The organism is Geminicoccus sp. (assembly GCF_036263595.1).
Classification (GTDB): Bacteria; Pseudomonadota; Alphaproteobacteria; order Geminicoccales; family Geminicoccaceae; genus Geminicoccus.
Map to the genome: position 1 here is coordinate 26,210 of NZ_DATAGQ010000174.1, position 21,528 is coordinate 47,737.

Annotated in this window: 22 protein-coding genes; 14 read left to right on the forward strand and 8 right to left on the reverse strand. The window is 67.8% G+C overall.

Going from position 1 to position 21,528, the window contains the following annotated elements; genetic code table 11:
• The first annotated feature begins 150 nt into the window (after positions 1-150).
• Complete coding sequence (locus VHL31_RS18820; RefSeq protein WP_329662782.1) at positions 151-1,863, forward strand: capsule biosynthesis protein; 1,713 nt, start codon at positions 151-153, stop codon at positions 1,861-1,863.
• Here the strand turns inward: VHL31_RS18820 and VHL31_RS18825 are convergent.
• Both VHL31_RS18825 and VHL31_RS18830 read right to left on the reverse strand, forming a co-directional pair.
• The gene (locus tag VHL31_RS18825) at positions 1,849-3,132 is read right to left on the reverse strand and encodes a glycosyltransferase (protein WP_329662783.1); all 1,284 of its coding nucleotides are present in this window, start codon (positions 3,130-3,132) and stop codon (positions 1,849-1,851) included. The two genes, VHL31_RS18820 and VHL31_RS18825, sit on opposite strands and share 15 nt — an antisense overlap.
• Positions 3,129-4,025 carry a glycosyltransferase family 2 protein gene (locus VHL31_RS18830; RefSeq protein WP_329662784.1) on the reverse strand — a complete coding sequence of 299 codons (897 nt, stop codon included), beginning with the start codon at positions 4,023-4,025 and terminating at the stop codon, positions 3,129-3,131. Before VHL31_RS18830 ends, VHL31_RS18825 begins: the two co-directional genes overlap by 4 nt.
• Before the next feature lie 129 nt (positions 4,026-4,154).
• Here VHL31_RS18830 and VHL31_RS18835 point away from each other — a divergent pair, with 129 nt between their 5' ends.
• From VHL31_RS18835 to VHL31_RS18870, 8 genes are all read left to right on the forward strand, one after another.
• On the forward strand, positions 4,155-4,823 hold the full coding sequence (locus tag VHL31_RS18835) for an acyltransferase (protein ID WP_329662785.1): 669 nt from the start codon (positions 4,155-4,157) through the stop codon (positions 4,821-4,823).
• Positions 4,820-5,668 carry a class I SAM-dependent methyltransferase gene (locus VHL31_RS18840; protein WP_329662786.1) on the forward strand — a complete coding sequence of 283 codons (849 nt, stop codon included), beginning with the start codon at positions 4,820-4,822 and terminating at the stop codon, positions 5,666-5,668. The genes VHL31_RS18835 and VHL31_RS18840 overlap by 4 nt, the downstream gene beginning before the upstream one ends.
• A 4-nt stretch (positions 5,669-5,672) precedes the next feature.
• Complete coding sequence (locus tag VHL31_RS18845; protein WP_329662787.1) at positions 5,673-7,541, forward strand: NAD-dependent epimerase/dehydratase family protein; 1,869 nt, start codon at positions 5,673-5,675, stop codon at positions 7,539-7,541.
• 22 nt (positions 7,542-7,563) lie between these two features.
• Positions 7,564-8,361, forward strand: a complete 798-nt coding sequence (locus VHL31_RS18850; RefSeq protein ID WP_329662788.1) for an HAD-IIB family hydrolase — start codon at positions 7,564-7,566, stop codon at positions 8,359-8,361.
• Positions 8,358-8,801: a GNAT family N-acetyltransferase gene (locus VHL31_RS18855; protein ID WP_329662789.1), complete on the forward strand. Its 444-nt coding sequence runs from the start codon at positions 8,358-8,360 to the stop codon at positions 8,799-8,801. The genes VHL31_RS18850 and VHL31_RS18855 overlap by 4 nt, the downstream gene beginning before the upstream one ends.
• 20 nt (positions 8,802-8,821) lie before the next feature.
• Positions 8,822-9,736, forward strand: a complete 915-nt coding sequence (locus VHL31_RS18860; RefSeq protein WP_329662790.1) for a DMT family transporter — start codon at positions 8,822-8,824, stop codon at positions 9,734-9,736.
• 110 nt (positions 9,737-9,846) lie between these two features.
• Positions 9,847-11,199 carry an LLM class flavin-dependent oxidoreductase gene (locus VHL31_RS18865; RefSeq protein WP_329662791.1) on the forward strand — a complete coding sequence of 451 codons (1,353 nt, stop codon included), beginning with the start codon at positions 9,847-9,849 and terminating at the stop codon, positions 11,197-11,199.
• Positions 11,196-11,939 carry a DUF427 domain-containing protein gene (locus VHL31_RS18870; protein WP_329662792.1) on the forward strand — a complete coding sequence of 248 codons (744 nt, stop codon included), beginning with the start codon at positions 11,196-11,198 and terminating at the stop codon, positions 11,937-11,939. Before VHL31_RS18865 ends, VHL31_RS18870 begins: the two co-directional genes overlap by 4 nt.
• A 69-nt stretch (positions 11,940-12,008) precedes the next feature.
• Here VHL31_RS18870 and VHL31_RS18875 read toward each other — a convergent pair whose 3' ends face one another.
• Positions 12,009-12,842 carry a hypothetical protein gene (locus VHL31_RS18875; protein ID WP_329662793.1) on the reverse strand — a complete coding sequence of 278 codons (834 nt, stop codon included), beginning with the start codon at positions 12,840-12,842 and terminating at the stop codon, positions 12,009-12,011.
• 187 nt (positions 12,843-13,029) lie between these two features.
• Between VHL31_RS18875 and VHL31_RS18880 the strand changes: the two genes are divergently transcribed.
• Positions 13,030-13,299 carry a hypothetical protein gene (locus tag VHL31_RS18880; RefSeq protein ID WP_329662794.1) on the forward strand — a complete coding sequence of 90 codons (270 nt, stop codon included), beginning with the start codon at positions 13,030-13,032 and terminating at the stop codon, positions 13,297-13,299.
• Positions 13,300-13,390: 91 nt separating this feature from the next.
• Here the strand turns inward: VHL31_RS18880 and VHL31_RS18885 are convergent, their stop codons facing one another.
• Positions 13,391-13,762 (reverse strand): helix-turn-helix domain-containing protein, encoded by a 372-nt coding sequence (locus VHL31_RS18885; protein ID WP_329662795.1) that lies wholly within the window; start codon positions 13,760-13,762, stop codon positions 13,391-13,393.
• A 90-nt stretch (positions 13,763-13,852) separates the two neighbouring features.
• Between VHL31_RS18885 and VHL31_RS18890 the strand changes: the two genes are divergently transcribed.
• On the forward strand, positions 13,853-14,155 hold the full coding sequence (locus VHL31_RS18890) for a SemiSWEET transporter (protein ID WP_329662796.1): 303 nt from the start codon (positions 13,853-13,855) through the stop codon (positions 14,153-14,155).
• A 162-nt stretch (positions 14,156-14,317) separates the two neighbouring features.
• Here VHL31_RS18890 and pucL read toward each other — a convergent pair whose 3' ends face one another.
• Positions 14,318-15,184, reverse strand: a complete 867-nt coding sequence (gene pucL / locus VHL31_RS18895) for a factor-independent urate hydroxylase (RefSeq protein WP_329662797.1) — start codon at positions 15,182-15,184, stop codon at positions 14,318-14,320.
• A gap of 70 nt (positions 15,185-15,254) precedes the next feature.
• On the opposite strand from pucL, the gene VHL31_RS18900 reads away from it, so the two are divergent.
• From VHL31_RS18900 to VHL31_RS18910, 3 genes are all read left to right on the forward strand, one after another.
• The gene (locus VHL31_RS18900) at positions 15,255-15,656 is read left to right on the forward strand and encodes a GFA family protein (protein ID WP_329662798.1); all 402 of its coding nucleotides are present in this window, start codon (positions 15,255-15,257) and stop codon (positions 15,654-15,656) included.
• A 57-nt stretch (positions 15,657-15,713) separates the two neighbouring features.
• Positions 15,714-16,427, forward strand: a complete 714-nt coding sequence (locus VHL31_RS18905) for a DUF599 domain-containing protein (protein WP_329662799.1) — start codon at positions 15,714-15,716, stop codon at positions 16,425-16,427.
• A 105-nt stretch (positions 16,428-16,532) separates the two neighbouring features.
• A complete protein-coding gene (locus VHL31_RS18910; RefSeq protein ID WP_329662800.1) occupies positions 16,533-17,591 on the forward strand; it encodes a 2OG-Fe(II) oxygenase family protein in 1,059 nt (352 codons plus the stop codon).
• Here VHL31_RS18910 and VHL31_RS18915 read toward each other — a convergent pair whose 3' ends face one another.
• Genes VHL31_RS18915 through VHL31_RS18925 form a run of 3 tightly spaced genes read right to left on the reverse strand, consistent with a single transcriptional unit; the run spans position 17,592 to position 21,488 of the window.
• Complete coding sequence (locus VHL31_RS18915) at positions 17,592-18,443, reverse strand: DMT family transporter (protein WP_329662801.1); 852 nt, start codon at positions 18,441-18,443, stop codon at positions 17,592-17,594.
• Positions 18,440-19,603: a glycosyltransferase gene (locus VHL31_RS18920; protein ID WP_329662802.1), complete on the reverse strand. Its 1,164-nt coding sequence runs from the start codon at positions 19,601-19,603 to the stop codon at positions 18,440-18,442. The genes VHL31_RS18915 and VHL31_RS18920 overlap by 4 nt, the downstream gene beginning before the upstream one ends.
• Positions 19,596-21,488: a transketolase C-terminal domain-containing protein gene (locus tag VHL31_RS18925; protein WP_329662803.1), complete on the reverse strand. Its 1,893-nt coding sequence runs from the start codon at positions 21,486-21,488 to the stop codon at positions 19,596-19,598. Before VHL31_RS18925 ends, VHL31_RS18920 begins: the two co-directional genes overlap by 8 nt.
• Positions 21,489-21,528 lie beyond the last annotated feature (40 nt).

Below are 21,528 nucleotides of genomic sequence, written 5' to 3' on the forward strand. Positions count from 1 at the left end.
TCTGCAATCGAGCCGCACGCGGTGGCCATACGACACCCCATGGCGATATCTGCCAGGGCGGAGCCGCCGCGATTGACACGCGGCCTATCGCATGATCCTAGGCACACATCAATCTTCCCGCACGCCGGCCGGCGTCAGGAGTTCCACACCTTGCTGCAGCGCTTGTTCCGCCGCCTGAAGGCCGAGGCGGCTCCGATCCGTGCGGCCGCGCAGGGCGCGCTCGTCGACTGGGCCAGCCTGATCGAGAAGGACCGCAAGCTCTGGGAGCAGGCGACCCGCCGCTCCCACAAGGGCAAGTCCGTCCTGATCGCCACCAACACCGGCGGCCATGCGCTCGTGACCCTGCTGGAAAGCGTGCTGGCGGTATCCCTCGCCTTGCGCGGCGCCAAGGTCCACCACCTGCTCTGCGATGCGGCCCTGCCGGCCTGCCTCCAGGCCATGTGGACCAACCTCAAGGGCCCGGAGGACCTAGTCGACCGCAAGCTGGCCGAGCGCCTGTGCAAGCACTGCTTCAAGACCGGCTCCATGGTCTTCGACCAGCTGCCGATCGAGCACCACACGCTCGGCACGCTTTGTGACGATGCTGGCAAGGCCAAGGCCCGCCAGCTCGCCGAGACCATCCCGGCCGACCAGATCCCGGCCTATGTGCTGGACGGCATGGCCGTGGGCGACCACGCCAAGGCCGGAGCGCTGCGCTTCTTCGCGCGCGGCACGCTCGAGAACGAGCCCACGGGCGAGGACGTGCTGCGCCGCTACTTCGAGGCGTCGCTGATCACCGCGTTCGCGATGAAGAACCTGATCGTGAAGCACCGGATCGATGCGGCCGCCTTCCACCACGGCATCTACGTGCCTCAGGGCATCATCGGCGAGGCCTGCCGGGCCAACGACATCCACGTCGCCAACTGGGTCGCCGCCTACCGCAAGAACTGCTTCATCTTCAGCCACCACGACACCTACCATCATACCCTGATGGACGAGCCGGTGTCCGAGTGGGAGAACCTGCCGTTCGACGAGAAGCAGGAAGAGCTGATCGTCGACTACCTGAAGAGCCGCTGGTCTGGCACCCGCGACTGGATCTGGTTCCACGAGAAGCCCGACGAGGACGTCGAGAAGCTGATCGACGAGCGCGGGATCGACCGGAGCAAGCCGATCATCGGCTGCCTGACCAACGTGTTCTGGGACGCCCAGCTCCACTACCCGGCCAACGCCTTCCCGAACATGGGCGCCTGGCTGATCGAGACGGTGCGCTGGTTCGCCGACCACCCTGAGCTGCAGCTCCTGATCCGCGTCCATCCGGCCGAGATCCGCGGCACGGTGCCGGCCCGGCAGAAGGCGGTGGACGAGATCGCCAAGGCCTTCCCGGTCCTGCCGCCCAACGTCTACGTGGTAGGCCCCGAGGAGCAGGTCAGCACCTACGCCGCCATGCTGCTCTGCGACTCAGCGATCGTGTACGGGACCAAGACCGGCGTGGAGCTGACCTCGCTGGGGATCCCCGTGATCGTCGCGGGCGAGGCCTGGATCCGCAACAAGGGTGTGACCACCGACGCCCGCTCCGTCGAGCACTACCGCGAGATCCTGGGCCGCCTGCCGTTTGGCGAGCGCCTGGACCGGGCGACCGTGCAGCGTGCCCGGATGTACGCCTACCACTTCTTCTTCCGCCGGATGCTGCCGCTGCCCTTCCTGGTGCCGTCCAAGTCCAAGGCCATGTACGACCTGGGCATCGACAGCCTCCAGCAGCTCATGCCCGGCAACTACCCCGGCCTGGACGTGATCTGCGACGGGATCCTGAACGGTACGCCGTTCATCTATCCCGCCGAGACCTTGGGCCTTCACGATGCGGAGGAGGTCTCAGCCGCGGCCTGAGATCCAGCCCTTCACCTTGGCGAACAGCGAGCTCGGCACGTCCACGCTCGCTTCCACCTTCATCGCCGCCACCGCCTCCTTGGCGGACAGCCGGCGCTTCAGGACGTTGACGGCGCCGCGCTGGCGCTGGACGAGGTCGGCCATCTTGGGCTGGACCGCCAGCGCATCCAGCGCCTTCTCGAAGTCCTGCACCAGCACGCCCGGGTCGTGCCTGTTCGGGCAGTAGCGTTCCTTCGCTATCCGGGCCAACTCCAGCAGGCGCTTGGCACAGACCATCACGTTGGCCTCGGCGTCGAAGGGCACGGCCTCGATCTGCCCCGCCCAGGCATCCTCCATCGCCCGTGCCAGTCCCGCGGCATCGTCGGTCTTGAAGAACCGGGCTTCCGGCGCCTGCTCGCGATGCACGGGGAATTTCGACAGCAGCAGCGGCCGATGGAGCACTTTGGCCTCCTCCACCACCGAACTCCAACCCTCGAAACGGGAAGGCTGGATCACCGCAGCGCAGTCGCGCAGCAGCGCCAGCTGCGTCTCGCGCGGGATGCGCCCCAGTACATGGCATCGCGCCGTGAGCCCGTGCTGCTCCATCAGGCCCCGGATGCGGGCCTCATCGTCCGGCCAGCGCGGGTCCTTCGTTTCGCCGGTGAAGACAAGCTCGATGCTGCGGTCATCGCAGCGTGCCAGCGCCTCGACCGGCAGCTCCAGGTTCTTGTGCCGCCACCACTGGTTGCAGATCAGCAGATAGCGCTCCGGTACTCCCGCTGCCCTGGGCAGCTTCGCCACCTCTGCCGGGTCGACCAGGGCCGGGAAGGGCAGCCGCACGGTGGGCACCATCGCCTGGCCTACGATGCGCCGCGTGTCCTCCTCGGCCATGGTCGAGGACACGGCCAGCGCCGGTGTGCGCGCCGCCAGCAGCCGGAAATGCAGGTCGCGCCGTGCATACTCCGCCTGGTCGAACAGCTCCGGCAGGTAGCGGCACTGCCAGTCCGGGATCCACCCGGCCCAGGGTGCACCGATTGGTGCCTCGAAGAGCTGGGTGGCCGGATAGACCAAGTCGAGGTCCAGCTCGCTTGCCCGGTCGAACGGCTCGATCGCCGACACCAGGTGCCGGTTGGCCTCCGCGATCGGCTGGCCGCGCTCGTCCGCCACCAGGAACACGACCTCCGGCCGCTCCCCTTCCGGCAACCTGGACAGCGCCGTCGCCCAGGCCAGGACGTAGTGGATCCCGCCCGTCCAGAGCGGGTTGCTCAGGACCCGAAGCCCGATCCTCACGCCGTCACTCCCGCCTTCGCTAGGCTCTGCTCCCGGATCGGCCCGAACACCCTGTCTGCCGTCCCTTCAGGGTCCTGCCAGTCCGACTCCTGCCGTGACGGCAGCTCCTGCTTCGCCAATGCCTGCCAGCGTGCGACATAAACGTCGCGATCGGCCGCCATGGCCTGGTTGTTCTGCATCCGGAGCGCCTCGCCCGGGTCGACATAATGCTCGACGAAGGCACCCGGCACGTCGCGGATCGTCCAGCCCTTGTCCCACATCTTCAGGCAGAGGTCGCTGTCGGCCTTGTAGAAGCGGTAGCTCTCCGCATCGATCCAGCCGACATCCTCCATCGCGGCACGCATCAGGAACCCATGGTTCACCATCATGCGCCCGCCCAGCGTCTTGCCGACGAAATAGCGCTTGTCGTCCGGCCAGTTGCGGAAATGGAAGGCGAGCCCGCCCACCTTCTCGCCGCCAGCCTCCAGGCTCCCCAGCCTGTCCAGCCCCGCCTGCAGCGTGCCCGGCAACAGGAGGCAGTCGTCGGAGATCATGCAGATGATCGGCGTGCTGGCGGCCCGGAACGCCAGGTTCATGAAGAACCCCCAGCTGCGCCTGGGCAGCGGCCGGCCCTGCCAATCCCCCCGGTTGTGCTGCACGATCGTGATGATGTCCTTCTGGGCCACCAGCCATTCCAGCGTCCCGTCGGAGGAGCCGCCGTCGATCACGACGATCTCCACCTCCGCATCCACCTTCTGGGCGCGCACGCTCTCGATCGCGACCTTGAGCAGATGCAGCCGGTCGAGCGTGCCCAGCACCACCGACAGGCGGGACGGGTCGGTCGGTGCTGCAGCCTGGACATCTGCCGGGGCAGGGGCGGGTGTTGAGCGGCCAAACGGCCAAATACTAGGCATCAGATGCTGAATCTCGCGTTCTTGAACCGGTTGCAGCGCCGGTTTAGAACCTGCGCCATTGACATGCCATCCGCGCGTTGATCGACGTTCGGGCGACCACCCACCCTTTCGCGAACGGTCTTAGGCCGCATGCCGGCACTCTCTCCCTTTGACCACGCGTTTGCCGATGGGCCGGTGTTCCTGGAGCCTTCGGGCTTCCTTGCCGCCGTGAAGATGACCCGTTCGCTGACTGCTGCAAGAAGCCTGCATTCGGTCTGGCGCCAGTTCCACGCGAACGGCCAGATCGGGCCGGAGGTCCGCCTCGGCCTCGGTGCCCGGCTGGTCAACCGCAACAAACCGGACAAGGTGTCGATCGGCCGCCACACCGTGAGCCGCGGCATCTTCCGGCTGGAGCCTCAGGGCAGCCTGACGATCGGCGAGCGCTGCTATTTCGGCGACGGCGTCCTGATATCAGCCATGAACCATGTCCGGATCGGCGACGGCACGCTGTTGGCCCACGGCGTGCAGGTGTTCGACAACAACACCCACCCGGTCGACGCCGAGGAGCGCGAGCGCCACTTCGCCAAGATCCTGGGCCTGTCCAAGAACACCGACTACCGCATCGCCCATGCACCGGTCACGATCGGGCGGCGCTGCTGGCTCGGCATGAACGCCATCGTGTTCCGTGGCGTCACCATCGGCGACGATACCGTGGTCGCCGGCGGCTCCGTCGTCACGTCAGACCTTCCCTCCGGCGTCATCGCCAGCGGCAACCCGGCCGTGCCGGTCCGCAACCTCAAGGAGTTCGTGGCTGCATGATCCGGCGTCTCTTCCGCCAGCCCACCCCCACGCCCGTTTCCACGCCCGAGGAGCGCGCTGGCTGGGCGAAGCCCGTCTACGGTAAGAACCCGGCCCGCTGCGATGCCGTCTGCTACCAGGCCGTCCCTGGCGAAACCGAATGGTACCCGCCGGTCATGGCCGGGGCCGAGACCTTCAGCTTCGCCTGCGCCTCGGCCGAGACGCTGCAGGACGCGCTGGAGGTCATGCAGAAGCTCTCGCCGGACGACTACACGCGCTACCTCACCAAGTTCTACACCGAGGGGCTGAACCGGTTCGGCGACGGCTGGATCTATGCCGACATCGTCACCGTGCTGCTCACCATGTCCCGCGTGCTGCAGCCCAGGCGCTACCTGGAGATCGGCGTGCGCCGCGGCCGCAGCGTCTGCACGGTCGCCAGCCAGACGCCGTCGGTCGACATCGTGCTCTTCGACATGTGGATGAAGGGCTATGCCGGCATGGAGAACCCCGGCCCCGACTTCGTCCGCGAGGAGCTGAAGAAGGTCGGCCACGAGGGCAAAGCCGAGTTCATCGACGGCAACAGCCACATCACCGTGAAGAAGTACTTCGCCGACAATCCCGATGCCTTCTTCGACCTGATCACGGTCGATGGCGACCACACCGACCCCGGCGCCGCCGAGGACTTGGCCGACGTGCTGCCGCATCTCTCTGTCGGCGGCGCCATCGTGTTCGACGATGTCTGCCATCCCGTCCATCCGGGCTTGGCGCAGGTCTGGCGCACCCAGGTGGCCGATGACCCTCGCTTCTCCGCCTGGACCTTCGCGGACGCCGGCTACGGCGTGGGCTTCGCCATCCGCAAGCACTAAAGCGATGTCGGAGAAGCTAGGTGATCGTCTCGCCCTGGTAACCGGCTGCTTCGGCTTCCTGGGCGGCCTCGTGGTGGAGCAGTTGGTCAAGTCCGGCTGGCGCGTGGCCGGCATCGGGCATGGCCGCCGCGGCGTCCCGGTCGCGATGGCGGTCGAGGGCGAGGTTAATGCCGAGAGCGTGCGCGGGCTGATCGCCTCGTTCGGGGTGCCGCAGCTCGTGGTCCACTGTGCCGGCACCGGCAGCGTGGGCCGGGCCCAGGCCGACCCGTTCCGCGAGTTCCAGCGCTCCGTGGGCGTCACCGCGGAAGTGATCGAGGCCATCCGCACGGACGCGCCCGAAGCGGTGCTGGTCTATCCATCCTCGGCGGCCGTCTACGGCGAGAGCGGCAAGGCCGCCTCCCAGGAGGACGACCCGCTCCGGCCGGTCTCCGTCTATGGCAGCCACAAGATCGCCTGCGAGGAGCTGGTCCGCTCCGCCGCGCGCGACCAGGGCCTCACCACCCGCATCGTCCGCTTCTTCTCCCTCTACGGCGAAGGGCTGCGCAAGCAGCTTCTCTGGGATACCTGCACCAAGCTCTCGGACGGCCGCCTCGACCTGTCCATGTTCGGGACCGGCGAGGAGCGCCGCGACTTCATGCACGGCCGCGACGCCGCGCGCCTGATCGAACGGCTGGCCGATCCGTCCCTCGGCCCGTTCGTCCTGGTCAATGGCGGCACTGGCACGGCCACCACGGTCCGCACGATCGCCGACCACCTGGCGCGCGCGACTGGCCATTTCGTCAACCTCCACTTCGACGGCGGCGAGCATCACGGCAACCCTAAGAGCCTCGTCGCCGACACGACCCGACTCCGCCAGGTCACCGGCTTCAAGCCGGAGGTCCAGCTGCCGGCCGGGATCGCCGCTTATGCCCGCTGGGCCCTGAACCAGCTGGGGATGCGCCAGGGGCTGGTCCTGCCCGACCATTCCACCGTCAAGCTCACGGTCGTGGTCGGCACCTGCGACCGCTGCGGCGACCTCTCCGACCTGCTGGACAGCATCGAGGCGCACACCCACACCCCTCATCTGGTGGTGGTGAGCGATGCCGGCAGCACCGACGGCACGATCGAGATGCTGGAGCGGCGCCAGCAGGCCAACCTGGTGGTGGTGCGCGAGGGCGAGCGGCGCGGACAGGCCAAGGCCCTGAACGAGGTCTTCGCCCGGGTGCAGACGCCCTATGTCTGCTGGGTGTCGGACGACAACCTGATCACCGAGGGCGGCCTCGACGATGCCGTCGAGATCCTGGAGAACGACCCCGGGATCGGCATGGTCGGCCTGAAGGTCCGCGACCTGGTCGGTCCCTTCATCGACGCCCCCTATATCGGCGGGATCGGTGTGGCCGGCGTGCTCAACGTCAACCAGGGCGTCCTGCCGACGACGCTCCTGCGCGAGCTGGGCGGCTTCGACGAGGAGCTGCGCGATTACGGCATCGACCCGGACCTGACGCTCCGTGTCCTGAAGGCCGGCAGGAAGGTGGTCTTCACCAAGGACGTGGCGATCCTGCACCGCCGTGGCTGGCCGTCCGACCGGAACAGCCCGGAGGCCAAGCGCCTGGCGGAAAAGCACGAGCGCGCCCGCAAGCTCCTGGCGGCCAAGCACAAGGATCTCGGCGGCGACATCCGCGGCTGGAAGATGAAGCTGTTCTGCTGGCGGGCGATGCGCGCCGTGCCGGTCCTGCGCCCGCGGCTCAACATCAACGCGCCCCGGCCCTTGCTCGGCTTCATCCCGCGCGACTGGTACAACGCCTTCAATGCCCGCTGGGTCCACCCGCTGGATCCCCTGCGCACCCGGCGCAAGAAGTACCACCTCGTCCAGCGCATGCGCCCCGAGACCTGACGCCCAAGACCGAGGATTGCCGATGAAGCCGCTCGCCGCGATGCCCGAAGACGTCCGTCGTGCCTGCGTCGGCCTGTTCACCGACATCGACGACACGGTCACCACCGAAGGCCGCCTGACCGCCGCCGCCTATACGGCGCTGGAACGCCTGCATGAGGCCGGCATCACCGTGGTCCCGATCACCGGCCGCCCGGCCGGCTGGTGCGACATGGTGGCCCGGTTCTGGCCCGTGGCGGGCGTGGTGGGCGAGAACGGCGCCTTCTTCTTCCGCTACGACCACGGCGAGAAGCGGATGATCCGCCGCTTCTCGCAAGGCGACGATGAACGTGCCGCCAACCGCCAGCGCCTCGTGGCCATCCGCGACCGCGTCCTGGCCGAAGTCCCCGGTGCCGCTGTCGCCTCCGACCAGGGCTATCGCGAGACCGACCTCGCCATCGACTTCTGCGAGGACGTCCCGCCGCTCCCGCGCGATTCCGTCGACCGTATCGTCGGGATCTTCGAGGAGGCCGGAGCCGTCGCCAAGATCTCCTCGATCCACGTGAACGGCTGGTACGGCAGCCACGACAAGCTGACCATGTCGAAGACCTTCGCCACGGAGGCGCTGGGCATCGACCTGGAAGCCAACCGCGAGCGCTACGTCTATGCCGGCGACAGCCCCAACGATGCACCCATGTTCGGCTGGTTCCCCAATGCCGTGGGTGTCGCCAACGTGCTGCGCTTCCAGGACCGCATGCCGGCCTTGCCTGCCTATGTCACCCCGTCCGAAGGTGGCGCCGGTTTCGTCGAGCTGGTCGACGCCATCCTGGAGGCAAGAAGATGACCACCATCGTCCCGATCACGCCTGACTACCGGGACGACTGGGAGCGCCTCTACAAGGGCTACGCCGAATTCTACAAGGTGAACCAGACACAAGCGATGCGGGACCGGGTCTGGAACTGGATCCAGGACCCCGCCCACGACGTCACCGGCTTCCTCGCCCTGGACGACAGCGGCAAGCCCATCGCCCTTGCCCACTTCCGTCCCTTCTACCGCCCGCTCATGGCCAGCATCGGCGGCTATTTCGACGACCTCTTCGTCGACCCCACCGCCCGTGGCTCCGGCGCCGCCCAGGCCCTGTTCGCCGCCATCGCCGAGGAAGGCAAGAAGCGCGGCTGGTCCGTGATCCGCTGGATCACCGCCGAGGACAACTACCGCGGCCGGGCCGTCTACGACCGGGTCGGGACGAAGACCAAGTGGGTGACGTACGACATTCCGTTGTAAGTCCGCTGGAGTCCGAGCCCATGGAGCCGACGACAGCGTCCTACCGACGGGGCGTCCTGCTCGTCGTGCTCGCGACCTGCTTCTTCAGCCTGTCCGGCATCCTCGTCCGGCTGACCGAGGACGCCGGCGGCTGGCAGATCATCTTCTACCGATCGCTGACCCTGACCTGCACCATGCTGGCCGTGCTCGCTGTCAACTACCGCCAGCGGATGGCGGCGGTGATCTGGTCGGCCGGCTGGAACGGGCTCCTTGCCGGAACCGCGTCCTGCGGCGCGCTGGTCTTCTATATCCTCGCACTGCAGACGATCACGGTGGCCAACGCCCTGTTCATGGTCGGCATCGCGCCCTTCATCACGGCACTGCTCGGCCGGGTGTTCCTGAAGGAGCCGATCCCGGCGGTGACCTGGGTCGCGATGTGCCTGGGCACGGCCGGGGTCGCCGTGATGGTGGAGGGTGCCGTCAGCTTCGACCGCGTGGCCGGGAACCTGCTGGCACTGGGCAGCGCGGTCTCGTTCGCGCTGCTGAGCTTCTTTCTGCGCCGCGGCCGGCAGGGAGACATGCTGCCAGGGACCCTGCTCTCCGGCGTGATCTCCGCAGCGCTGGCGTTCGTCATCCTGGCACTCGGCACCGGCGAGGTCGGCACGGGCTTCGCGATCGGCCCGTGGGACCTGGGCCTGTGCATCATCATGGGCGTGGTCCAGCTGGGCCTGGGCATGCTCTGCTATACCCGCGGCGCCCGGCACGTGCCCGCCGCCCAGCTGCAGCTCCTGGCGATGGTCGAGCTGGCCATGGCGCCGCTCTGGGTCTGGCTGATCGTGTCGGAGGTGCCGCCACGCACGGCGCTGCTGGGTGGCCTCCTGATCCTGGCCGCCACCATGCTCCAGGCCGTGGCAGGTGGGCTCAGCCGGCGCGGTGCAACGGCCAGCACGGCCTGAACGCGCCGCATCCAGGCCACGCGGCGCTGCGTCGGGCGGTGGCCCCGTGATTCCTGCGCCACCCGACCTCATTCTCTCCCGAGGATCCAAGACTGGAAACGACGCAAGCGATGGCAGCACGCAACTCGATGATCCTGAGCGCCTTCTTCTTCAATCCCCAGGGCGACCACCGCGTCGCCTGGCGCCATCCCGATGCCCCTGGCGCGGACATCCTCGACCTAGCCTACTACCGCCGCCTCTGCGAAACGGCCGAGCGGGCCAAGATGGACGTGCTGTTCGTGGCGGACGAGGTCGCCATCTGGGACCAGCTCCCCAGCGGCATCGCGCACTACGCCAACGTCCGCCTGGAGATGTTCACGCTCCTCTCCGCGCTGGCCGCCGTCACCAGCGAGATCGGCCTGATCGGCACGGCGTCGACCACCTATAACGAGCCGTTCCACATCGCGCGGAAGTTCGCCTCGCTCGACTTCATCAGCCATGGCCGCTCGTCCTGGAACATCGTCACCTCGGCCATGGACGAGGAGGCCCTGAACTTCGGCCGGGACAGCCAGCTTGAGCACGCCAAGCGCTACCTGCGTGCGCATGAATCCGTCGAGGTCGTGAAGGCCTTGTGGGACAGCTGGGAGGACGGGGCTCTCCTGATCGACAAGGAGACCGGCTTCTTCGCCGATCCCGCCAAGGTCCACCACCTCGACCATGTCGGCGAGCACTACAAGGTGCGCGGCCCCTTGAACCTGCCCCGCCCGCCCCAGGGCCACCCGGTGCTGGTCCAGGCCGGCTCGTCGAACGACGGCAAGAACCTGGCGGCCAAGCATGCCGACCTGCATTTCGCCATCGTCCGCTCCGTGGAGGAAGGCCTGCGCTACCGGGCCGACATGAACGAGCGCCTGGCCCGCTTCGGCCGCTCGCCTGAGGATCTCCGGATCCTCCCGGGCATCCAGCCGGTCGTGGCCGACAGCGCCGACGAGGCGGCGGAAAAGGCGGAGAGCATGCAGGGCCTGCTGCTGGACAAGGTCGGCGTCGACCTCTTGTCCTACTGGACCCGCATGGACCTGTCCAAATACCCGCTGGACGGACCGATGCCCGAGCTGCCGGACGAGACCGGCTTCAACTCCGGCCACACCCATCTGCGCCTGGTCCGCGAAACAGCCGCTCGCGAGCAGCTCTCGATCCGCGAGCTGGGCCGCAAGATGGCCAATACCGGCGCGGTGGCCACGGTCGCCGGCACGCCGAAGGACGTGGCCGACCGCCTGGAGGAATGGTTCACCGCCGGGGCCGCCGACGGCTACAACCTGATGTTCCCGCTCCTGCCCGAGGGCCTGGAATCCTTCGCCACCAAGGTCGTCCCGGAGCTGCAGCGCCGCGGCGTCTTCCATCGCGAGTACGGCCAGGGCACCCTGCGCGACCGCCTGGGCCTCAAGCGCCCACCCAACCGCTTCGCCACCGAAGGGAGTGCCGCGTGAGCACCGAACATCCGCAGGTGGAGGTCCTGCCCTGCCCCAAGCGCGTCCGCGTGGTATTCGCAGGCCAGGTGATCGCCGACAGCCGCAGCACTCTGCTCCTGCGCGGCAAGCGCCGCCTGCCGGTCTACTATTTCCCGCGCAAGGACGTGAAACCGGAGCACCTGCACACCACGTCCGTGACCTCCGACCATGAGCTGGGCGGCCGTACCACGCACTTCGCCCTGGCCTCCGGCGAACGCCGGGTGGAGGATGGCGCCTGGAGCTTCCCCGAGCCGCCCCACCCTGTCCTGGCACCGCTGGCCGACCGTATCGCGTTTGCCTGGAAGGCCGCCGATGCCTGGTTCGAGGAAGACGAGGAGGTTTTCGTGCACGCCCGCGACCCGCATGTCCGCGTCGACACCCTGCAAAGCTCGGCCCACATCCAGGTGATCATCGACGGCGTCGTCGTCGCCGACAGCCGCCGCCCGGTCATGCTGGTCGAGACCAACCATCCAGTGCGCTGGTACCTGCCGGAAGACGACGTCCGCATGGAACTGCTCACCTTCTCGCCGAAGACCACGCGCTGCCCCTACAAGGGTGTCGCCTCCTACTGGTCCGCCACGATCAACGGAAAGACCCACGAGAACATCGCCTGGCAGTACCGCGACCCCATCCCCGAGATCCCGAAGATCAGAGGCCTGATCTCGTTCTATACCGAGATGGTCGAGGCCGTGCTGCGGGACGGGGACCGGGTATCCTGAGCACTGGCCTCGTCGCCCGAGGAACGACCGGCGGCTGAGCGGACCGCGCCGGCGCGGCCAAAGTGCTGCTCATGACCGTCGTGCCGGCCAGGCCATGCGCCAGAGCTGGCTCCAGCCTGGCCACCTCCTGCGCGGCAGCCGTGCGGCGATCACGTCGCGGCAGAAGGCGGCGTAGCCCGCGGTGACCGGGATCGGCACGCCGGTCTCGGCGGCATAGGCACGCAGCGATCCCTCGTCCGGCGCCCGTTCCCGATCCTGGCACCACATGCCGAACGACAGCTCCTGCCCCCACCAGCCGGCGGCTTCGGGGCCCAGCGCCCGGACCATGCCCGCCGTCTGGGCCGGCGCCTCGCTCGCACCACAGACCGGCCAGATGTCCGCATAGAGATAGTCGGCATGTCGCCCGCCGGTCGCTGCCTTCACCTGCGCCGGCAACTCGGGCCCGAGCGCATCGGCCTGCAGGATCGTCACCTTCTCCCGGCCGGCCCAGTCCGCCAGCCCTGCGGCTTCGCGCATGACCGCGATCACCTCGGGCGCCTGCTCGACCACCACGACGCGCTCCACCTCGGGCTTGAGCGACACGGCATGGGCGTACATCGCCATCCCGAGCCCCGCCACGACCACCACGCCCCGTGCCTGGTGGACATGGAAGGCATGGCTCTCCTGCTCCATCAGGCTGGTCGACATCCATGCCGTCCGGCCCTGGTGGAGGACATGGCGGCAGGGCTCCATCACGAGGCCCGAGACATAGCCCTCGACGGGACCGGCCCCGTAGCGCGCCATGCGCCATTCGCCGACGGTGGCGTCGCGATAGGCCGGGACCGGGAACAAGCCGAAGCCGTAGCTTTCGAGCATCGCGCGGTGGCGGCCGGGATGAGGGGGCTGAAGGAGGTCGTCCGGCATCGCGCGTCCTGCAGGCTGCTTCACCCATGCCACCAGGCGGCTGCACCGGGTGATGTGAGCGCAGGTAGGCCGGGCGACGACCGCGACCATGCCAGGCCGGACGGGACCTTTCGGCGGCACGACGCAGGACGACGTTGTTCCACCCATCTCTTCGTGGGATGATGACCGATCGGCTCGGGATGTGCCCATGCGAAGGTCGCTCGTTCTGTCGCTGGCCTGGCTGGCCCTTGGTGGCGGTCTGTCCACGCCGGTTGCCGTCGCTCATGTCGACCGGCCCTGTCCGTGCACCTACCCGGGTGGCATCGCGCAGCAGGGCGAGGTCGTCTGCCTGGAGGTCGCCGGCCAGCGCCAGCTCGCCCGCTGCGAGATGGTCCTGAACAACTCCTCCTGGCACTTCCTGGGCACGCCATGCAGCCCCACCGCCAAGCTCGGCCCACGCCATCCGACGCTGTCCTGAAGCATCCCGGCGAGGCGCGTCGGCACCGCATCCGTTCCGCGGAAGGTATCGCCATAGGTCGAGGCAAGGGCGTCTTCGGCCACTCGGACGGCTAGTCCGATGGATCGCTCGCCCGATCCGATGCCCGCAGGCGGTCGCCCCAGTCACGCATGCTGAGCAGCACGGGCGCCAGCGACCTGCCGAGGTCCGTCAGCTCGTATTCGACCTTGGGCGGCACCTCGGGAAACACCGTACGCCGGACAGCCCCATCGGCCTCGAGTTCGCGCAGCTGAAGCGTGATCATGCGGGCTGTTGCCGAGGGCGTGAGCCGGCATAGCGCGTTGAAGCGCAGCTTGCCCTCCAGCAGGTGGAAGAGGAGCACCGGCTTCCACACGCCGCCGATCACGGACAGCGTCGCCTCCACGGCGCAGCCGGTGCGGCCGGCCTTGCGTCGGGTCGCCCTGCGGCTCTTGCTATCATCCATGATACTACATGTTCACTTTGTGCGTACTGCTGCAAAGAGCATCATGGCGCTAACTATGGCGTGTGGAAGCAGCGGCGCAAGCGAGTGCGCATGGACCGGTCAGCGATGGCCAGGGAGGACGAGTTGGACAGGATCGAGTTGATAGGCCTTGTCGCCTGTTTCCTGACGACGTTCGCGTTCCTGCCGCAGGCCGTGAAGACCTGGAGAACAGGTAGCGCCGATGATTTCAGCTTGCCCACCCTGCTGATCCTCGAAGGTGGCGTGGCGCTCTGGGCGATCTACGGCGTGCTGCGGGCCGCGCCATCGGTCTGGATCGGCAATGGCATCACCCTGGTCCTGGCCGGCTTCATCCTGAGCGTAAAGCTGCGGCAGGCTTGGCCAAGTCGGAACTGAGGCGCCAGCGCCAATTCCGTTTCCCCGGTATCCACGCCTATGCGATGATGCCGGCTGGACTCTGTGTCGGGGAACCAGCCGGTCATGTTCGCACGGACGGGAAACTGCAGGAACGAACCCAAGGAAGGCCTGCTTCTTCAATCACTTGAATGTCTTAGACATTCAGGACTGGTTGTAGCTCCGCCCGACCGTGCACTCGATCTGGCCGTGCGGCTCGTCGGTGGCCGTGAACACGAGGTTGTCGTTGTCCATCCCGAACGGCTCGAGGTTGACCAGGAGGTAGTGCTTGTTGGGGCAGGCGAGGCTGATCTCCTCGACTTCCGGCACGGCCTCCAGCGCGGCCGTGCCCATCCGGTACAGGCTGTCCTGGATGGAGTGGCTGTAGGTGCCGGCGAAGACCTTCAGCATGGTGTCGAGGACCATCGCCTTTGCCGCGTCGTAGTCGGACGGCACGCTGTGCCAGCGCCAGGACGCGTCCATGGCGGTGGCGGCGATCCGGTCGTGGGTCTCCTTCAGCGTGGTGAAGGGCTCCTTGACGTAGCCGGCCCAGCCGGACTGGGTCGACTTCATGAAGGTGAAGCCGGAGATACCCGATTCCGTCGTCATGCTGGAGCGGGTCATGGTGACCCTGGCGAACGGCTTGCCGTTGCCGTCCAGCACGAAGCCGTGCGGCTGCGGCTCCCCGTCCGAGACGATCCGGCGCCAGATCGTCTCATGACCGGTGACGGTGGCGCCATCCAGCATCGGGTACTCGTCGAGCAGCCGCCGCGCGATCGCCGCGCAGAACGCCTCGTTGCCGAACGCCACGTTCTCGCGCGCCACGATGTTGACGATGTTCTTCACCGTGTCCGTGCAGATCGACTTGGAGTTGTCGGCATGGGTGAAGGTCTCGGCGAAGTCGCCGGTCACCATCGCCTGCACGGTGGTTTCGCGGACCTCGTGCCAGCCTGCCGGGCGGCCGGGTACCTCGCGCTGCACGCGCAGGACGCGGACCCTGTCCTTGCCGTAGGTCTTGCGGACGAGCGTCATGATGATTGGTCCTCCGTATCAGCCGAACTATCGTTGCTGCGCTGTCTGAGCCACGAGGAGCATTCGCGCAATGACGACGACCGGCGGCTGCCTGTGCGGTTCCGTGCGCTATCGGGTGGATGGCGTCGTGCGGGCGATCTCGGTCTGCCATTGCGGCCAGTGCCGGCGCGTCCATGGCTTCCTCGGCGCCTACGCCGCAGCCCCGGCCGATCGCCTGCACCTCTCCGGCGCAGACAAGCTGACCTGGTATCGCTCCTCGGACGTGGCCGAGCGCGGCTTCTGCTCGGTCTGCGGCTCGTCCATGTTCTGGAAGCCCTCCCACGGCCGGCACCTGTCGTTCTCGGCCGGCTCGATCGACCAGCCGAGCGGCCTCTCGATCGACCGCCACATCTATGTCGCCGACCGCGCCGACTACGAGACGATCGACCCGAACGGCCCGAACTGCTGGCCAGGCGACGACGAGCCGGCGTGACGCTCGGCGGGCCTGCGTCTACCACTGCCAGGCATCCGCCCGACCAAGTGAGGCCACGTGCCGGTCGATACGAACCTCATTCCCGTCTACTGGCCAGACCTGCTCGCGATTGCCATGCTGGTCGGAAGCTGGCGCCTCTATCCCCTGTCGCTCGCCGTGATCGGCCGGTACCGGACGACGCTGAACGACACCATGCTGGAGATCCGCCAGGACTGGATGGTGTCGATGCTCAAGCGCGAGAACCGCATCACCGATGCGGCCTTGATCGGCCACGTCATCTCCAGCGCCTCGTTCTTCACCTCGACGACCGTGCTGGTGATCGGTGCCCTGCTGGGCGCGCTGGCCAATGCCGAGACGATCGTGAGCACGCTCGGCCGGTTCCTCGTGGCCCATCCGCCGACGGTCTGGCTGACCCAGCTGAAGACGGTCGTGATCCTGACCATCTTCGTCTACGGCTTCTTCAAGTTCACCTGGGCGATCCGCCAGTACAACTACATGATCGCGATGGTCGGCGCGGCACCGCCGGCGCCGCTGCCCGATGCCAAGATCGTGGCACTGGCGCCCATCTATGCGCGCCACTTCAGCCGCGCCGCGCACGACTTCAACCACGGCCTGCGCGCCTATTATTTCGGGCTTGCCGGCTTTGCCTGGTTCATCGACCCGCTGATCGTCCCGCCGGCCGTGATCCTCATCATCGCCATCCTCGTCCGGCGGCAGACCCATTCGGGCGTGCTGGTCGATGTCCAGGCGGCGCGCGACGTGCTGCGCTGAACCGTCCGAGCATCGGAGGGTTGCACAGTTCATCCGGTGGTTGACATGACATGAACAGATGTTAATCCAGCAGACCGTGGTCACTTCTGGACGGATGTAGAGCAAATGTTGGTCGGCGATCCCTGCCCGTCGTTCGTGGTCCGCTCGTCCAATACGGCGGCCTTCAAGTTCGACACGGCCGCCGGCCGCTGGTTGGCCCTGACCTTCATTCCCGGGATGGGCGACGAGCGTGCCGCAGCGATCGCGCCCGGCCTGGCGGCGTCCCCGCTCTTCGACGATTCCCATGCCGGCCTGTTCTTCGTGAGCGCCGACTCGGCCGACGAGGAAGCCAACCGGCTGCCCCTGCGCACGCCCGGCGTGCGTGCCTTCTGGGACTTCGACCGCTCAGTTGCCGGCCAGTTCGCCGTGAAGCAGGACGAGGTCGTCACCGCCGTCATCAGTCCGCGCCTGCAGGTCGTGAGCATGGTCCGGGAGGCCGACCCGGCCCGCCATGCCAAGACGGTCCTGGACATCCTGGCTGCGGTGCCGAAGGCGGACGCCCTTCCGCCCATGCTGGCCCACGCTCCGATCCTGGTGATCCCGTCGGTGTTCGAGCCGGAGTTCTGCCGGATGCTCATCGAGGGCTACGAGAAGAACGGCGGCCGCGAGAGCGGGTTCATGCGCGAGATCGACGGCAAGACCGTCGAAGTGAAGGACCGCTCCCACAAGGTGCGCAGCGACTGGACCATCGAGGACGACAAGATCACCCGGGCGATCCAGACCAGGTTCATGCGGCGGGTCATCCCCGAGATCAAGAAGGCCTACCAGTTCGACGTGACCCGGATGGAGCGCTACATCGTCGCCTGCTACGCTGCGGAGGACGGCGGCCATTTCCGGGCCCATCGCGACAATACTACCAAGGGTACCGCGCACCGTCGCTTCGCCGTGTCGGTGAACCTGAACGCCGACGAGTACGAAGGCGGCGACCTTCGCTTCCCGGAGTTCGGCAGCCGCACCTACCGCGCACCCACCGGCGGCGGGGTCGTCTTCTCCTGTTCCCTGCTCCACGAGGCGACACAGGTCACCAGCGGCCGGCGCTACGCCTTCCTGCCCTTCCTCTACGACGAGGCCGCCAAGAAGATCCGCGAGGCGAACATGGCATTCGTGCAAAATGCCACGAACTGATCAGCGCGAGGCCCTGGCCCCCAGGATGCACAGCAGCGTCCCCGCCGCTGCCGCCAGCATCCAAGGGTCCAGCGCCTCGCCCAGCAGCAGGGCGGAGAAGCCCAGCGTCAGGAAGGTCTGCAGCAGCTGAACTTGGCCGACGCTGGCAATCCCGCCCCGCGCCAGCCCGCGATACCAGAAGTAGAAGCCGAGATACTGGCTGAAGATGGCAACCCAGAGGAAGCCCATCCAGGCTTGCCAGGGCGCGTCGAGCGGGACGCCGGGCAGGAGAAACAGGCTGGCGGGCAGGCTGATGGGCAGGGCCAGCACCAGCGCCCAGGCGATGACCTGCAGTCCGGGCATGGTCCGCGCCAGCACGGCCCCCTCGGCATAGCCATAGGCAGCGAGCAGGGCCGCGGCCAGCAGCAGCACGTCCGGCAGCGCCGCATCGAAGGTCGTATGCGCCAGCGTGTAGGCCACCACGCAGGCGCCGCCGCCGATCGCGAACAGCCAGAAGGCCGGCTTCGGCCGCTCGCCCGCCACGATCACGGCCGCCACGGCCGTCAGGAGCGGGAGGAGCCCGATCACCACGGCCGCATGGGCGGACTCGACGTGTCGGAGGGCCAGGGTCGTGAGCAGCGGAAAGCCCAGCACGACGCCTGCCACCACCCGGACGATCGCCCGGCGCTGCAACGCGTCGGGCCAGGCGGCACGCGAGAGCCGGAGCGTGAGCCCGGCAACCATGCCGGCCAGCGCCAGCCGGCCGAACGCCACGAACCAGGGGTCCAGCACCGCCACCGCCGCCCGCGTCGCCGGCAAGGTCAGGCTGAACACCAGCACGCCCACGAACCCGTCGACGAGACCCGGCTTCATCCGGCGGCCGCCGCCTCGATGATGCGGACGAAGTCCCGCCCGAACCTCGCCCGCGCCAGCGCATAGGCATCCAGGGCCTGGGCTTCGTTCATCAGGTCGGGACCGGGCCTGCCATGGTCGCGCACCTGCTCAAGGGCACGGGCGAGGCCGGCCATGTCATCGACGCCGAACCATGAGGCGCGTCCGGGTTCAGCCTGGGCGCGGTGAGTACGAATGTCCGAGAGGAGGAGCGGCCGGCCCAGTGCCTTGGCTTCCTCGACGGTCGTGCTCCACCCCTCGAAGCGCGAGGGGTTGAGCAGGGCCATGGCACGCCGGTGCAGGGCGAAGACCACCTCGAGCGGCACAGGTCCCAGCAGGCGGAAGCGCTGACCCAGGCCCAGCGCCTGGATGCGCGCTCGCAGCGCCACGACATGGTCGGGCGCGCGATAGTCGACCAGATGCCCCGTCGACACGATCGTCAGGTCGGGCACCATCGCCAGCGCCTCGACCACGAGAGCATGGTTTTTGTGCCGCCAGAGCTGGGCAGGGAGGTAGACGAAGCGCTCCGGCAGCTCATAGCGCTGGATGACGGCCAACGGGTCGGTCGACATGACGTTCCGCGGGACCGTCACGGCGAACGGCAGCACCCGTGCGCGATCGGCGTGCATCGGGAACCAGCCTGCCAGTTCAACGGCCGCCTCCTCCGTCTGCACGATCGTTAGGGCCGAGCGTTCCAGGAACCGGGCATGCTCGTAGGCACGGGTGCGCTGGTCGGCAGCCGTGAACATGTCCGGCAGGTGCCGCTCCTGGAAGTCCGGGATCCAATGGACGTTCGGCACGACCGGCGCCCGGCACGGCAGGGGGCGTAGGAACGTCACGTCCACCCGGCCCGCCAGCACCCGATCCAAGCCGTCCACCCTCGGAAAATCCAGGTACTCGCCGAGCTTGCGGCCCCACCATGCCGGCCGGTGGCGCGTCAGCTGATCCAGTGCCACCGTCTCGCTGCCAAGACCACGCCAACGTTCGACCCGCTCGCTGCTGGCGTCGTGACCATGGAACAGGACGACCTTCAGCTCGGGCCGCCGGCCGATCGCGTCCAGGAGATTGAGCAGATAGCTCTCGCCGCCTCCCCAGCTCGGATCGAACGCCGCGAACAGCCCGAGCCGGAGCGGTTCAGCCACCGATCGCCTTCGCGATGCCGGCGGCATCCAGCCCATGGTCGGCCAGGACCTCGTCATTGCCGCCGGATGACGGGATGCGGTCCACCCCCAGGTGCAGCACCCGGCCCGGGAAATGCAGCCTCTGTAGCGCTGCACCGATCATCACGCCCTGGCCGCCCTCAACATAATGATCGTCGATGGTGACGACAGTCGTGGCACCGGCTGTGACCTCCTCCAGCCAGTCATGGTCGAGCCGGTTGAGCCAGGGCAGGATGGCGAGGCGACCGCCGCCGATCCTGTCGAGCGCGTGCCAGGCCTGGGTCGCCATGGTGGGGCCATAGGCGATCATCACAACGTCTGTGCCGGTGTCCTTCGCGACCCAGCCCTCGCCTACCTGGACCTGATAGCCGGCCGGCAGTTCGTAGGGCACCGACACAGGGATCGAGACGAAACGCAGGTAGGAGCTGCCGGTGTTCGTCTCCAGCGCCCAGCGGACGAGCGGCCCGACCTCGGCCGCCAGCGACGGCTGCACCAGCGTCAGCCCGGGCGTGCTGGCCATGGCCGCGATGTCCCGCACCGATTGGTGCGAATGGCCAGGACCACCCGGGACGAGCCCCGCCAGTGCTGCCATGTAGACGACCTTCGAGCGCTCGGTCGCGTTGTTGTAGATCTGCTCGTTGGCACGGGTGGCGAGGAAGCAGGCAAAGCTGTGGCAGACCGGGACCAGACCGTTCAGCGCCATGGTGCCGGCCTGGCTCACCATGTCCATCTCGGCGATGCCGCACTCGATGAACCGCTCGGGGAACTTGTCCCTGAACGGGATCAGCCCGCAGTCGAGCATCAGGTCGGCGTCGAGTGCCACTACCTTGGGATTGCCGGCTGCGACGTCGAGCAGGGCTTCGGAGTAGGCCGGGATCAGCCGCTCCGGTGCTTGCGCCGGCTGCGCCGCCACCGGCCGCTCCACCGTCTCCAGCGACAGCTCGGCGGCACGGGCCTCCCGCAGCGTCCTGTTGATCCGGTCCATGATCTCCTGCGCGCCACGCGTGTAGTCCGCGGCCTGCGGCGCACCGGAGTGGAAGCGATAGATCGCGGCATCGCTCTCCATCGCCACGTGCTCCATGAAGGACACGCCCTTGCCCTTCACCGTGTCGGCGATGATGAGCTTTGGCTTCTTCACGCCGCGGATGCCGTCCAGCGTCTCGGCGAAGCGTGGCAGGTCATGGCCGTCCACCCGCACCGTGTGCCAGCCGAACGAGGCGAACTTCGCCTCCAGCTCGCCCAGGTCGGAAACCTGCTTCACGAAGGTGTCCGACTGCAGCTTGTTGTGGTCGACGATCGCGGTGATCTCGGAGAGGCAGCGATTCACTGCTCCGCCCAGGCTCTCCCAGATCTGCCCTTCCTGCAGCTCGCCATCGCCCAGCATCACGAAGATCCGCGGGCTCTTGCCGTGCTGCAGCCGGTTGGCCAGCACCATGCCCTTCGCCTTGGAGATGCCCATGCCGAGCGAGCCGGTGTTCGTCACCATACCGGGCGTGCCGACATCCGGATGGCCCGGCAGGCCGCCCAGCTTGCGGAAGCGGTGCATGAGGTCGGCCGGCAGCTTCCCCAGGGCCGTCAGCACCGCATAGAGCCCAGGTGCGTCATGCCCCTTGGACGAGAAATAGACGTCGCCCTCGCGCATCTCCTCCAGGTGCAGCCAGGCGACCATGTCCATCGAGCTGAACGAGCTGCCGATATGCCCGGAGCCGGCCCGTGCGATCATGTAGAGCGTGTTGAGCCGCGCTAGGTCGGCAAACAGCCGCGCCCGGGCAACCGAGGGCATGGCAAGGTTGCGGATCCGCGCGAACTCGTCGGGTGCCACCCAGTAGAGCGTGCCCTCGACGGCGTTGCCGGTCAGTTCACCCATGAGACGCTGCTTTCAGGGAAGATGGAGTTCGATCGGGATG

Coding starts and splice junctions, on each gene's coding strand:
- VHL31_RS18830 (WP_329662784.1), bottom strand. CDS start 4,025: ATGCCTAGTATTTGGCCGTTTGGCCGCTCAACACCCGCCCCTGCCCCG.
- VHL31_RS18835 (WP_329662785.1), top strand. CDS start 4,155: ATGCCGGCACTCTCTCCCTTTGACCACGCGTTTGCCGATGGGCCGGTG.
- VHL31_RS18840 (WP_329662786.1), top strand. CDS start 4,820: ATGATCCGGCGTCTCTTCCGCCAGCCCACCCCCACGCCCGTTTCCACG.
- VHL31_RS18845 (WP_329662787.1), top strand. CDS start 5,673: ATGTCGGAGAAGCTAGGTGATCGTCTCGCCCTGGTAACCGGCTGCTTC.
- VHL31_RS18850 (WP_329662788.1), top strand. CDS start 7,564: ATGAAGCCGCTCGCCGCGATGCCCGAAGACGTCCGTCGTGCCTGCGTC.
- VHL31_RS18855 (WP_329662789.1), top strand. CDS start 8,358: ATGACCACCATCGTCCCGATCACGCCTGACTACCGGGACGACTGGGAG.
- VHL31_RS18860 (WP_329662790.1), top strand. CDS start 8,822: ATGGAGCCGACGACAGCGTCCTACCGACGGGGCGTCCTGCTCGTCGTG.
- VHL31_RS18865 (WP_329662791.1), top strand. CDS start 9,847: ATGGCAGCACGCAACTCGATGATCCTGAGCGCCTTCTTCTTCAATCCC.
- VHL31_RS18875 (WP_329662793.1), bottom strand. CDS start 12,842: ATGCCGGACGACCTCCTTCAGCCCCCTCATCCCGGCCGCCACCGCGCG.
- VHL31_RS18880 (WP_329662794.1), top strand. CDS start 13,030: ATGCGAAGGTCGCTCGTTCTGTCGCTGGCCTGGCTGGCCCTTGGTGGC.
- VHL31_RS18885 (WP_329662795.1), bottom strand. CDS start 13,762: ATGGATGATAGCAAGAGCCGCAGGGCGACCCGACGCAAGGCCGGCCGC.
- VHL31_RS18890 (WP_329662796.1), top strand. CDS start 13,853: ATGGACCGGTCAGCGATGGCCAGGGAGGACGAGTTGGACAGGATCGAG.
- pucL (WP_329662797.1), bottom strand. CDS start 15,184: ATGACGCTCGTCCGCAAGACCTACGGCAAGGACAGGGTCCGCGTCCTG.
- VHL31_RS18900 (WP_329662798.1), top strand. CDS start 15,255: ATGACGACGACCGGCGGCTGCCTGTGCGGTTCCGTGCGCTATCGGGTG.
- VHL31_RS18910 (WP_329662800.1), top strand. CDS start 16,533: ATGTTGGTCGGCGATCCCTGCCCGTCGTTCGTGGTCCGCTCGTCCAAT.
- VHL31_RS18915 (WP_329662801.1), bottom strand. CDS start 18,443: ATGAAGCCGGGTCTCGTCGACGGGTTCGTGGGCGTGCTGGTGTTCAGC.
- VHL31_RS18925 (WP_329662803.1), bottom strand. CDS start 21,488: ATGGGTGAACTGACCGGCAACGCCGTCGAGGGCACGCTCTACTGGGTG.